12 protein-coding genes and 3 pseudogenes are annotated in these 12149 nt (G+C 56.4%); 13 read left to right on the top strand and 2 right to left on the bottom strand.

Annotation, left to right across the window (positions count from 1 at the left end; translation table 11 throughout):
* Nucleotides 1-53 precede the first annotated feature (53 nt).
* Together C816_RS02675 and C816_RS02670 are read right to left on the bottom strand one after the other, a co-directional pair.
* A complete protein-coding gene (locus tag C816_RS02675) occupies nt 54-776 on the bottom strand; it encodes a hypothetical protein (protein ID WP_040654544.1) in 723 nt (240 codons plus the stop codon).
* Nucleotides 777-969: 193 nt separating this feature from the next.
* Nucleotides 970-2205: pseudogene (locus tag C816_RS02670) on the bottom strand (recombinase family protein); the annotation flags it as partial.
* 209 nt (nt 2206-2414) lie between these two features.
* Here C816_RS02670 and C816_RS02665 point away from each other — a divergent pair.
* The 13 genes and pseudogenes from C816_RS02665 to C816_RS24135 all read left to right on the top strand — a co-directional run.
* Nucleotides 2415-3236: a ParA family protein gene (locus C816_RS02665; RefSeq protein WP_016320866.1), complete on the top strand. Its 822-nt coding sequence runs from the start codon at nt 2415-2417 to the stop codon at nt 3234-3236.
* Nucleotides 3193-4152 (top strand): ParB/RepB/Spo0J family partition protein, encoded by a 960-nt coding sequence (locus C816_RS02660; protein WP_016320865.1) that lies wholly within the window; start codon nt 3193-3195, stop codon nt 4150-4152. Before C816_RS02665 ends, C816_RS02660 begins: the two co-directional genes overlap by 44 nt.
* Before the next feature lie 83 nt (nt 4153-4235).
* Entirely contained in the window at nt 4236-4847 is a 612-nt protein-coding gene (locus C816_RS02655; protein WP_016320864.1) for a hypothetical protein, read from the top strand.
* On the top strand, nt 4844-5113 hold the full coding sequence (locus tag C816_RS02650) for a DUF5720 family protein (protein ID WP_016320863.1): 270 nt from the start codon (nt 4844-4846) through the stop codon (nt 5111-5113). Before C816_RS02655 ends, C816_RS02650 begins: the two co-directional genes overlap by 4 nt.
* Nucleotides 5114-5131: 18 nt before the next feature.
* Entirely contained in the window at nt 5132-5638 is a 507-nt protein-coding gene (locus C816_RS21495; RefSeq protein WP_016320862.1) for a hypothetical protein, read from the top strand.
* A 37-nt stretch (nt 5639-5675) separates the two neighbouring features.
* Nucleotides 5676-6461 carry a phosphoadenosine phosphosulfate reductase domain-containing protein gene (locus tag C816_RS02640; protein WP_016320861.1) on the top strand — a complete coding sequence of 262 codons (786 nt, stop codon included), beginning with the start codon at nt 5676-5678 and terminating at the stop codon, nt 6459-6461.
* A gap of 29 nt (nt 6462-6490) precedes the next feature.
* Nucleotides 6491-7387 carry a DUF6017 domain-containing protein gene (locus C816_RS02635; protein ID WP_016320860.1) on the top strand — a complete coding sequence of 299 codons (897 nt, stop codon included), beginning with the start codon at nt 6491-6493 and terminating at the stop codon, nt 7385-7387.
* 43 nt (nt 7388-7430) lie between these two features.
* Nucleotides 7431-7787: a DUF7768 domain-containing protein gene (locus C816_RS02630; protein WP_016320859.1), complete on the top strand. Its 357-nt coding sequence runs from the start codon at nt 7431-7433 to the stop codon at nt 7785-7787.
* A 26-nt stretch (nt 7788-7813) separates the two neighbouring features.
* Entirely contained in the window at nt 7814-8728 is a 915-nt protein-coding gene (locus tag C816_RS02625) for a hypothetical protein (protein ID WP_016320858.1), read from the top strand.
* A 2-nt stretch (nt 8729-8730) separates the two neighbouring features.
* Nucleotides 8731-9543: a class D sortase gene (locus C816_RS02620; RefSeq protein ID WP_016320857.1), complete on the top strand. Its 813-nt coding sequence runs from the start codon at nt 8731-8733 to the stop codon at nt 9541-9543.
* Nucleotides 9544-9639: 96 nt separating this feature from the next.
* A complete protein-coding gene (locus C816_RS02615) occupies nt 9640-10410 on the top strand; it encodes a CAP domain-containing protein (protein WP_016320856.1) in 771 nt (256 codons plus the stop codon).
* An 81-nt stretch (nt 10411-10491) separates the two neighbouring features.
* Nucleotides 10492-11697: pseudogene (locus C816_RS02610) on the top strand (collagen binding domain-containing protein); the annotation flags it as partial.
* A gap of 141 nt (nt 11698-11838) precedes the next feature.
* Nucleotides 11839-12149 (top strand): annotated as a pseudogene (locus C816_RS24135) (hypothetical protein); the annotation flags it as partial.

Raw genomic sequence — 12149 nt, 5'->3', positions numbered from 1 at the left:
AATAACGCTAAAAACATGTTCAAGAATCTTTTTCTCTGTTTTATTAAGTGTTTTCAGTGTGTTGATCGCTTTGAATGCCGTCGTACCTTTGAATGTACCAATGAGCATATCCAATTCATAAAAGCGATTTCTTGATAATATACACCAGATTCATCTGTGACAGTCGAATTAGAAACTGCTTTTTGAGCTGAAGATAATTTGGGAAGAATACGGCTCTTAGCTGTAATATCAGTACCATTTTCGATGGCATCGGCCGCATCATGGACAGTTGCTTTGGCCTTTTCAAGTTCCATAGTCAGCTCTCGATTCCGTTTCAATGATGCGGCCCTTATTTCTCGGGTTATCTCTGCTGCAACCCTTTGCAACTGTTCAATCAGGACAAAATAGGCAGGATTTTTTTCAAAATTATCGCGGCGAGCATTAGGAATCAGGTGAGGACTTGAAACGAACACTTCACCGATTGACCAGCCATTAAAGCGCGCATCTTTGAATACTGTGTTCAGGGTTTGTCCATCACCAATCTGTATATTCCCTTTTCTTAAGCGAAGCCCCTTAACGGTCTTATCATAAATGCTTCCAAGATAATTCGTTCTTCCAAGCCATGCTATCGCTAACACGCTGCCATCATTTTGCGTGATCTTTATAAGGTCGATGTCATTAATACCATCATACAAGTTTTTTCCTTTATCAACCAAAAACCGATCTTTATAAGGTTTATACAGTGGTGTGGTTGTGTTCCCAAAAGAAACCGAGATATTATAAGAATTGACATCCATTCCTTGGGCATTTAGACGCCGGATGATCTCCTTTCCCCAGGTGAAAGAACTTGGGTCATAAGGAACTGGGGCATTTTGGGAAATATATGAAACTACATTTTCATAATCATTTGCTCATGTGAGATAAAGAAGTAAAAGAAGTGTAAAAAATTTTGCCGTTCCCTGTCCGGCTGACTGCCGGACGGGTCGGGCTTTAGTCGGGCAACTCTACCTTGCCGACAAAAGAGTAATAGATTTCGATTTCCTGTCTGCGGAGCTTCCCCCGGCGTTTCCCGTCAAGGGCTTCCGATTCGTGGATTACGATTTTCTCCACAAACTCCCGTAACAGGGTAGGGGTAAGTTCCTCAAAGCTGGTGTACTTGCGTACCACTTTCATAAACTTTTCAGCGTTTGCCGTGGCTTCCAGCGTTTTAGAAAGTTCGCTCTGCAAGGCGGCGGCTTTCTCTTTCAGTTCCTTTTGCTCGGCTTCGTAGTCTGCCGAAAGCTCCGTGAAACGCTCGTCCGATATGCGCCCGGTCACGCTGTCCTCATACAGCCGCTTGAAGATAGCGGAGAGTTCCGCAATCCGTTTTTCTGCCGCTTCCAGCTCTTTCTTCTTGGCGGCGTTCCGGCGTTTGCTCCCGTCCTCGGTCTGCTCGGTCAACAGCTTCATAAACCGGGCTTCGTGCTTTGCGGCGTAGCTGGTGACTTTCCGTAGGTTCTCGGTCACTCCGGCGGTTAAAAGGTCGGTGCGGATAAAGTGCGCCGTACAGTCTGCCGTGCGCTTCTTGTAGCTGCCGCATATGTAGCAGTCCTGCCGCCGCTTGTCCGTCTGATACCTCTGCTGGTACATGACGCTGCCGCAGTCGGCACAAAAGAGCAAGCCGGAGAACAAGCCCACTTCATCATAGCGGTTGGGGCGTTTGCGCTGCTTGCGTAGCTCCTGCACACGCTCCCATGTTTCCCGGTCAATGATTGCTTCGTGGTGGTTCTCAAAGATTGCCTGTTTTTCCACGGGGTTCTCTTTGCTCTGCTTCACCTTATAGGACACTTTCTCGGTCTTGAAGTTCACAAGGCAGCCCGTGTATTCCCGGTTTTCAAGGATATGCGCCACGGTGTTTGTCGCCCATCTGCACTCATAGCCGGGGTGGTAGCGGCGTGTACTTCCCGTCCGGCGGTATTCCAGCGTTCCCGGCGTGGGTGTCTGCTGCTCCGTAAGCATACGGGCTATCTTGGTCGGTCCGTTCCCGGCAAGGCAAAGGCTGTATATCTGCTTCACCACGGGGGCGGCTTCCTCGTCAATGATGAAATTTTCGTCCTCGTCCATGAGGTAGCCGTACACGGGCTTGCTTGTGACAGGCTTCCCACTCATGCCTTTTGAGCGTTTTACCGCCCGGATTTTCTTGCTCGTATCCCTCACCAGCCATTCGTTGAACAGGTGCTGTTGGGGAAGGGTACGAAAAGTTTTGAAAAAGCCAGGATTTATGCGGGATTGCGGCGGATTGGCTCCTGACTGTTCCCAGCCTGGAATAGAAAACGGCAAAAGCCGACAACTGCATACTGTTTTTTGCGGGAGAATGTAGCATAGCTACGTTCTCCCTTTTTTCATCCCCATTTTGCGATGGGGTATTTTTATTTGTAGTAGGGAGTTGAGAACACATGAACGCCCAAGTGATCGCCGTAGTCAATCAAAAAGGCGGTACGGGCAAGAGTACAACTTGCGCAAACCTCGGCATCGGTCTGGCCCAAGCCGGGAAAAAGGTGTTAGTGGTGGACGTAGACCCCCAGGCCAGTCTTTCCATCAGCCTGGGTCATTCCCAGCCGGACGATCTGCCCGTCACCCTCTCGGACCTGATGGGCAAGGTGCTGAACGATCAGCCCATCGCTCCCGGCGAGGGCATCCTGCATCATGCGGAGGGCGTGGACCTCATGCCCTCAAACATCCAGCTCTCCGGCATGGAGGTGTCGCTGGTGAACGCCATGAGCCGCGAGACCATCCTGCGGCAGTATCTGGACACGGTTCGGAAACAGTACACCCACATCCTGCTGGACTGCCAGCCCTCCCTGGGTATGCTCACCGTCAACGCCCTGGCTGCTGCCAATCGTCTGATCGTCCCCGTCCAAGCGGAGTACCTCCCGGCGAAAGGGCTTGAACAGCTCTTGCAGACCGTGGGCAAGGTGCGGCGGCAGATCAATCCCAAGCTGCTCATTGACGGCATCCTGCTGACGATGGTGGACAGCCGGACCAACTTTGCCAGGGAGATCAGCGCCCTGCTCCGGGAGACTTACGGCGGGGACATCAAGGTATTCGATTCCGAGATACCCCATTCTGTCCGGGCCAAGGAGACCAGCGCCGAGGGCAAGAGCATCTTTGCCCATGACCCCGGCGGAAAGGTGGCCGAAGCCTATGGAAATCTGACGCGGGAGGTGCTACGGCTTGAAAAGCAGCGCGCGAAAAGTAGAGCTGGCATCAGCCTCTGACCTGTTCACCACGGAACAGGAGCGTCAGGACGCCAAGCTGGAGAAGGTGCAGAATATCCCGTTGTCCGAGCTGTACCCGTTCCCCGACCATCCGTTTTCCGTAAGGGATGATGATTCTATGAAGGAAACCGTGGAGAGCGTCAAGGAATACGGCGTTCTCATGCCCGCCATCGCCCGCCCCCGCGAGGGCGGCGGCTATGAGTTGGTGGCCGGACACCGGCGCAAATACGCTTGTGAATTGGCTGGACTGGACACCATGCCGGTCATTGTTCGAGACTTGGACCGGGACACCGCTACGATTTTCATGGTAGATAGCAATATCCAGCGTGAAAACATTCTGCCCAGCGAAAAGGCAAAAGCCTATCAGATGAAGATGGATGCTATACGGCGAAAGGCAGGCAGGCCCTCAAAAGATGAGGAAATTGCTGGTGTTGAAAATGGTGGACAAGTTGGCCACCATTTCCGTGGCGTAAAAAGCCGTGACCTTCTTGCCGAGAACTCAGATGATAGTGCCAGGACTATACAGCGTTACCTTCGCCTTAATGAACTATCCCCCCAGCTTCAGCAAATGGTGGACGATAAGAAAATCGCCATGACCCCCGCCGTAGAAATTTCCTATTTGAAGCCGGAGGAACAGGAACTTTTGGTGGAGACCATCGAGAGTGAACAGGCTACTCCGTCGCTGTCCCAGGCCCAGCGGATGAAAAAACTCAGTCAGTCCGGGAAACTGGATGAGGACACCATGCTGGGCATCATGTCGGAGGAAAAAAAGCCGGAGGTCGATAAGATCGTTCTGACTTCCGATACCCTCCACAAATATTTCCCCCGCTCCTACACCCCCAAGCAGATGCAGGACACCATCATCAAACTGTTGGAACAGTGGATGAAGAAACGCCAGCGCAGCCAGGAGCGGTAATTGAATATCGGACAAGCAGGCCGGACAGGGATTTTTCTTTTCTCTGACCGGCTTTTTTGCTGTCCGGGAAAGGAGACCTATCGTTGTATATCAACACATTCCAGTATAAGCCGGAACACGTCGATTGCAGGCTGTGTACCGAGTACGCCGGGAAAAAGAAGGGCTGCACCGCCAAAACCTGTCCCTGGCTGGCGGAGCGGATCGAGGCTGGTGTTGTGGGCTACAAAGAGGCTGTCATGGAGACATTCCCCCGGAACGTCCACACGGACGCCCGCCTGCATACGGCTATCTGCCGGTTCTCCGGCTCCCTGTTCCTCACCGCCGCCCACTACCAGCGCATGGAGCGTATGAAGGTCCAGCAGGGCTACCGCCGACGCCGGGACACCCCGGCCTACTATGCGGCTATGTATCTGCTCACCGCCAATGAGGACATCTGCACCCGCGCCGCGAATTGCTTTTGCAGATATGGCATCGAGTTCGACTACGCCACCACGCAGGACATCTCGCCCCACAACTATACCCTGCTGTCGGCGGCGAAGGACATTTACTCGGACGGCTCCAGCGTGGCGCTGAATGACCTCGCCATTTCGGAGGTGGTGGACACACTGGCGTTCAGCCTGATTGTCAACGCCCTGCTCATCGCCCGGTATGGCTGCTCTGTACTGAAAATAAGTGAGAAGGAGGGCAAGGAGTGAAAGCGGTCCATCTGCCCATCACGGGCCATGATCTGCTGGCTGTGGAGCGGTTTCGGGACGATACCCGCCACATGGCCGAGTTTCTGGTGCTGGAGGATTGCCCCCAGGGGCAGGAGGGCCAGTACATCCGGCGGTTTCTGACCGAGGACGGCTATGCCCAGGTGCTGGACGCCCAGCGGCAGGGCCGTGTCCGCGTCTACAAACACGCTGACATCATCGAGGGACACATCATCCCCGCCAAGCCCAAGAAGCGGCGGGGCAAATAACTATAAGGAGGGATTTTTATGTATTCTGTGGATTCTTTGGAGTATGCCGTCCGGCATCTGTTCCAGGGCGGCATCGGGGAGCATGGGTACAGCGAGGAAGAAGTGGAGACGCTGCTCCACGGCATTGACTTCGAGGCCCTGCTGCAAGCGGTCCGGCACAATGCCCAGACCGTCCACGCCTACACCACCGACGGCAAAGCGCCCATGTCCTTCAACTACCGGGGCAGGGACCTGTTCGGCCAGCGGGCCACCCGGCTGTACGAGGACAACGACCAGAGCTGCGCCTCCATCGTGCTGACGGACCGCACCTATGAGCTGTGGCTGCTGGAGGACATGGACCTTGTAGCCGTGGCCTGCGTGTCCCTGGACTGCGGGGACGGCGAGTACGTCACCGAGTACCGGGAGATCAAGGAGGGGGACCCTTGGGACAGCCCCATGTACCTGGACCTGGATGAGCTGGTCGATGAGATCAACGCAATGTGCGCCGCCTACTATGAGAGCGACATCCCTCTCTATGAGCTGTAACAGACGGGAAAGGAGATAAAAAGGCAGTTTTCCCGTCATGGGAACCACAAAAAGCAACGAAACCTATTCGGCAGTCTCGCTCTCAGGTGGAAAAGACAGCTCGTGTCTTTTGATTCTGATGATCGAAAAGGGCCTGCCCATCGACTGCGTACTCTATGCGGACACTGGCATGGAGTTCCCGGAGATGGAGGCCCATATCGCCAAGCTGGATGATTTTCTTTTTCGGGAGCGAGGATTGCACATTACCACCCTGCGGCATCCCCACGGTTTTGAATGGCTCATGTTCGATGTTCCCCAGCAACAGAAGCGGGCCATAGAGCGCCGTATTGCTATGGGTCAGCCTCCGACTGGCTATGGTTGGCCCGGGATGCGGGTGCGCTGGTGTACCGGCCAGCTCAAAACCCACCTTATCACAAAAGAGGTCAACCGGCTGAAAAAAGAGAAGAATGCCCTGCACCATATCGGCATTGCCGCCGATGAAGCCCACCGCTGCAAAGACGATCCTCATAACCGCTATCCATTGGTGGAATGGGGAATCACCGAGGCCCAGGCGCTGCAAATCTGCTATGACCGGGGCTACGATTGGGGTGGGCTGTACGAGATATACCGCCGTGCATCCTGCTGGTGCTGCCCCCTCCAGCGCATAGGAGAGCTGAAAAAACTGCGCCACCACCACCCAGAGTTGTGGGCGCGGCTGCTGGATATGGACAACCGGGCGCGGGCCATGTTCGGCCCCGGTCCCCTGGGACAGTTCAAGCAGAATTGTAGCGTGGAACGGCTGGAGGCCCGCTTTGCCCGCGAGGACGGGTCAACCACCGCATAACACAAAATTTTAACAGGAAGTGAGTTGAAATGGCTGTCTATCGTGTAGAACGGACGCGAGATTACACCGTCATGTCAAATTATCATCTGAAAGATACATCCCTGTCGCTGAAAGCCAAGGGGCTGCTGTCCATGTTCCTCTCTTTCCCGGAGGACTGGAATTACAGCACACGGGGGCTTGCCGCCATCTGCAAGGAGGGTGTTGACGCCATCGGCAGCACCATCAAGGAGCTGGAAAAGGCGGGCTACATCATCCGCCGCCAGCTTCGCGGGGCCAACGGGCGTATTACGGACACCGAGTACATCATCTACGAAAAGCCCCAGCCGCAGGAGCCGCCCGCGCCGGATGCGGACGAGCCGGATATGCCCCCGCCAGATACGGCATCACCACATACGGAAAACCCGGATGTGGCTGGCCCGGATATGGCTGCGCCGCATACGGAGAACCCCGCCCAATTAAATATAAATCAATTCAAAACTCAAAAATCAAATACTCAGCGATCAAATACTCATTCATTCCCTCCCCCTACCCCCTCCGAGACACCCGCGCAGCCGGTGGAAGGAATGAAAGAAATTTTTGAGAAGCGGGATGAAATTCGGGATCAGATCGAGTATGACCTGATCGTTACTCCCTCCAACCGGGAGCAGCTCAACGAGTTTGTGGAGATTATGCTGGAGGTTGCGCTCAGCCGCACCCCCACCATGAAGATCGGGCGGGACGCGGAATATCCTACGGCCTTCGTCCGGCAGCGGTTCGAGCAGATCACCTCCGCCCACATCGAGAAGGTGCTGGACGGCATCCAGGAAAACACCACCCGCGTTTGGAACACCAGGGCTTATCTTTTGGCGGCGCTGTTCAACGCGCCCTCCACGATGGACAACCACTACACCATGTTAGTCAACCACGACCTCAACGGCGGCAATTAGCCGTCTTATTTTTTACCCGGCCACCGGGAGAAAGGATCATGCCATGAAACGCCCCCTTGCTTACATCACCGCCGCCTGGAGCGGCAGCGAGATTGAGAACGCTGAAACCGCCGCCCGGTACTGCCGTCAGGTGTATGACGCGGGCTATTCCCCCATCTGCCCCCTCCTGCTCACCGCCCGTTTCCTCCACGATGCCGTCCCCCAGGAGCATAAGGACGGCCTCGACATCGCCCGCGACTATCTCCGCCGCTCCCGCGTCCTGGTGGTCTGCGGGCGGAGCATCGACGAGACAGTGAAGAACGACATCGCCACCGCCGAGCGCCTGCGCATCACCGCCACCACCCTGGATGGCATCCTCACCGTCAAGGGCCAGGGCCGGGGCGATTCCAATTCCCGCTGATAAGACATCGAAAGGAGCCTTGAGCTATGAAAAAACGAATCCTGACGCTGCTATGTACCGCTGTTCTGGCAATCAGCATCGCCGCACCCCCGGCGCTGGCCGCTGGCGGGCCGTTCTATCCCATCTCCGTGGAGGAATACACCTACGGCAGCTTTGACGAGCTGCGCATCAACAAAGTGTACCAGCTTTCGCTGTCCGACGACCCAAGCCGCATCCCTACGGAGGACTTCGAGCGCAACGGGCGGCGCTATTTCCTGCTGGACATGATAAGAGAGGACGAGGTGGGGGTGGACACCCAGGACTACACCGACACCATCACCCAGGACAGCAACACCAACGACCTCTCGGCGGTCTTGAAACAGTTGGACCCCCATCGGGAGGTCACGACTGAGGACGGCTATACCGGCCTGCTGGCGCTGGACTATACCTCTGTCACCGTGGAGGCCAAGGGCTACAAGACCAGCACAAAAAGCCTGTCCGCCACCCGCACCTATCCCAACCTGTCCGATGCCGACCTGTCCCTTGTCCCCAAAACCACCACGGACAACGGCAAAACCCTGACCCTGGGAGCTGTGGAGTGGAGCGGCGGCGAGAATGGCTATTACACCGCCACGGCCACCTATACCGGCACTTCCTCCACCCGCTACGCCACCGGCTACACGGTCACGGCCAGTTATACGGGCCAAGTTGCAAAGACCGGCTGCGAGGTTGTCACCTACACCGCCATCTTTGGCAGCGAGGAACTGGCAAAAGAGGAAAAACCGGCTGACCCTTCCGCCCCGTCCAACCAGACCGGGCCGGAGGCCCCTGACACAGACCCTGCCCCCGCTAAAACGGGTAGCACAAATTGGTTTTCCCTGCTGGGCTGTGCTGGCGGTGTGGCGGCGCTGGCAGCGGCGGCGGTTTGGACCATCCAGAAAATGAAAGGAAGGAGGAATTGAACATGAAACGGTTACTGCACATTTTTCTTTTGACGGCGGTTTTCGCCGCCATGCTGGTGGCCCCGGCCCATGCGCTGGAGTACACCGTTGACGAGCCGGAGGACTACCTGTTTGGCAGGCCCACCAGCGAGGACGCCTCCTATACGGCGGAGAATCCCAACGTGGACAGAAGCAAGAACACCGCCCTCATCCCGCCCGGTTTCGGGACCCCCACCAGCTATCTGCCCAACTCCGGGGAATATCTGACCCCCAATCTGGTCCCTGGCGCTCTCAGCGGCGGACTGGTGAATCAGGTGGGCAGCGTGGGCGGCGGCACTGTCACGAACAGCGGTTATCCTACGGTGGATGTGGGCGGTGCTGGCAGCACAAGCCAGTTCAGCTACACCACCACGCAGACCACCGCCTACACAGAGGTCACGTCTGATCTCTACTATTCCGGGGGCTACCTGGGGACGCTGAAAATCCCCTCTCTGGGCGTGAACGTCAAAATCTACGAGGGAACGGACAGCGCCCAGCTTGCCAAGGGCGCGGGCCACTTCACCAACACCAGCATCTGGAACGGCAACGTCTGCCTTGCTGGGCATAATCGAGGGGTAACGAACCACTTCGGCAAAATCCACACACTGAACGCCGGAGACACCATCAGCCTCACCACCCAACTCGGCACCCGGACCTATTCCGTTACCAGCGTTACCAAAGTCAGTGAGACGGACACCAGCGGCACCGCCGCCACGTCCGGCAATCAGATCACGCTCTATACCTGTGTGATGAATGAGCGGGATTATCGCTGGTGCGTGATGGCCCAGGAGGTCTAAGGCGGCGGTCTGGGCGGCATCCTCGACACTTTTCTTCTTCTGTGGTATCTTTTTCACAACGGAACCACAAAACCACCACAAAGGAGATAAAGAGCTATGAAGATGAAAGATTTTGCAAGCCGCCTGACCGCTGGAATCGCCTGCGCCGCGCTGGTGTTCGGACTGACCCTCCCCGCAAGGGCGGCAGCTCCCGACGAGACAATCCGAGTGGGCAGCTACAAAGGCAATTCGTTGGATGTGGGTGAGCGCAGCGGCCTCATCATCGGCCCCAGCGGAACGGAGTACACCGTCACCTCCAGCGACCCGGACACAGTAGCGGTAGAGCAAATAGCGGGCTTTTGGGTAGCCGTTGCCAAGTCCGAGGGAACTGCGGAAATCACCGCCGCCAACCGCGCCGGGGAGCGCGGGACCCTGACCCTCACAGTCGGCTCCGCCGCCCCCGCCAGCGCGGACAGCACAGGCCAGCCGGAAAATCTGGATGTGCGGCAGGAATTGATTCGGCTTATCAACCAGACCCGCGTGGCAAACGGCGCGGCGGAGCTGCCGGTCAGCGAGGCCCTGATGAACGCCGCGCAAGCCTGCTCCGACCGGCAGTACACCTACCATCACAACCAGGAGGAATGTGAGGCCGTGACCGCCTATGGCTACCCCCACGGCTTCGGCTCCAATCTCACTGTGTTCACCGGCGTGGCAACTGCGGACACCGCCCAACACGCTTTGGAGAACTGGATCAAATCCCCCGGCCACTTCCAGGCGATGATCGACCCCAAATGCGACAGCATCGGCGTGGGCGTAACAGAGATCAACGGTGTGACCTACTGCTATATGTTTGTCGGCAGGCCGGATACCATCAATCCCTACGGATAACAAAATACGGACAGAGAAAGGTCTTTCAGCCCAGGCTGGAGGACCTTTTCTCTTGCCCGAAAAAGCAAAGGAGAACTTTTTATGAGGAAGAAAACCTATTCCGCACTCACCCGCATGACGGCTCTGCTGTTGGTGCTGGTGTGTATGTTGGGACTGCTGCCCTCCACGGCGCTGGCGGCAAACCCCAGCACCATCAAGATGGACGATTGCGCATACAGCGGAACCAAGTACGATTCCCCGGCTTTAGGCGAGTGCTATATGCACCAGATGCACTTCAACTATGATGGCAAAAGCACAATGGGCTTCTGCGCTGAAAAGGGCAAGGGCATGGGCTGGTCGCTGAAAGGCCATACCTGGGGCAATCCCCAGCCCATTTCCGACCCCACTGTAAAGACAATGATGGCTTACTTCTACGCCCATTCCACCGGCGTCTTTACCGATCAGGCCAAGGCCCTGGGCGTGAATGACGTATGGGACAGCGACTACACCTGGACCATGAACTCCTGGACCCAGGCTATCGTCTGGCGCTACAAGGCCGGTCTGCTCTCTGACCCCGCTGTGGCCTGCGCCGAGGAACTGCTGTGCGTCTATAACAATCTGGAACATACCAACTATTCCAGCATCGACGATAAGATGGACGGAAAATCATTCCGGGATCGCGCGCAGTATATCCTCGACCTGGGTGCGCAGGGCGTATGGGGCGAGTGTGAGGTCTATGAGTACGTCTACACCGGCCCCGGTTCCAGCTATCACCCCTCCAACGATGTGCAGGCTGTCATGGTGGGCAAGCTGGACATCACCCATGAGGAATATACCCTGACCGTCAAAAAGGTGGATTCCACCAATCCCAACAAGGGCTTGTCCGGCGCACGGTTTCTCGTTGCCTCTGAAAACGGCGCTTACTCCAAGGAGGTCGTGACGGGCGCGGACGGAACCGCCACCCTTTATCCTTTGGTTGCGGGGACCTATGCCGTGACTGAATTGGAGGCCCCGGCAGGCTACGAGATCGACAACGCGGGGCCGCAGTATGTTGTCCTGCCCAATGGCAGCAATACCACCGTGACCGTCACCTTCACTGACACCCCCGAAATCACCGGCGAGGGCAGCATCCGCAAGGTCGATGCGGACAACCCCACCAAGGGCCTTGCCGGAGCGGTCATTAAGATCACCGGCGTGGACAATGATTTTACCGGCACATATGTTACCGGGACAGGTGGCTACCTGACGGACGTTCCCTGGAAGGATATGCCCCTTGGCAGCTATACCGCCGAGGAAATTACCCCGCCTGTCAGCGCCAGTGATAAAATGTAAGAAAACGCCGAGGAAAAAATGTAGTTTAGTGGCGGAGGTGAAGGGAAAAAGATAGACTCCCAATCAGGGCGAGAAAGAGCCCGGAAAGGGAGTCAGAAAATGAAAGGAGCACAGTGGATGGATATCCGAAGCGACAGACAAAAAGGGCTGAGCTATGTGGAGCTGGGACGGAAGTACCACATGGACCCGCGGACGGCAAAGCGGTACGCGGAATCGCCGCAGAAGCCGGAGTACACATTGAGCGAACCCAAGCCAACAAAGATGGACCCGTACAAGCAGATCGTGGACGAGTGGCTGGAAGAGGCGCCGTATTCAGCGTTGCGGATACTGGAGAAGCTGCGGGAGATGGGGTTTGACGGAGGTTACAGTATTGTCAAGGCGTATGTGAGCAGCCGGAAGATGGACTTGAATGAGAAAGCAACGGTGCG

This window comes from Oscillibacter sp. 1-3 (assembly GCF_000403435.2).
Taxonomy (GTDB): domain Bacteria; phylum Bacillota; class Clostridia; order Oscillospirales; family Oscillospiraceae; genus Oscillibacter.
Note: the sequence above shows the minus strand (reverse complement) of the source record. Positions and strands in the feature narration are given on the sequence as shown.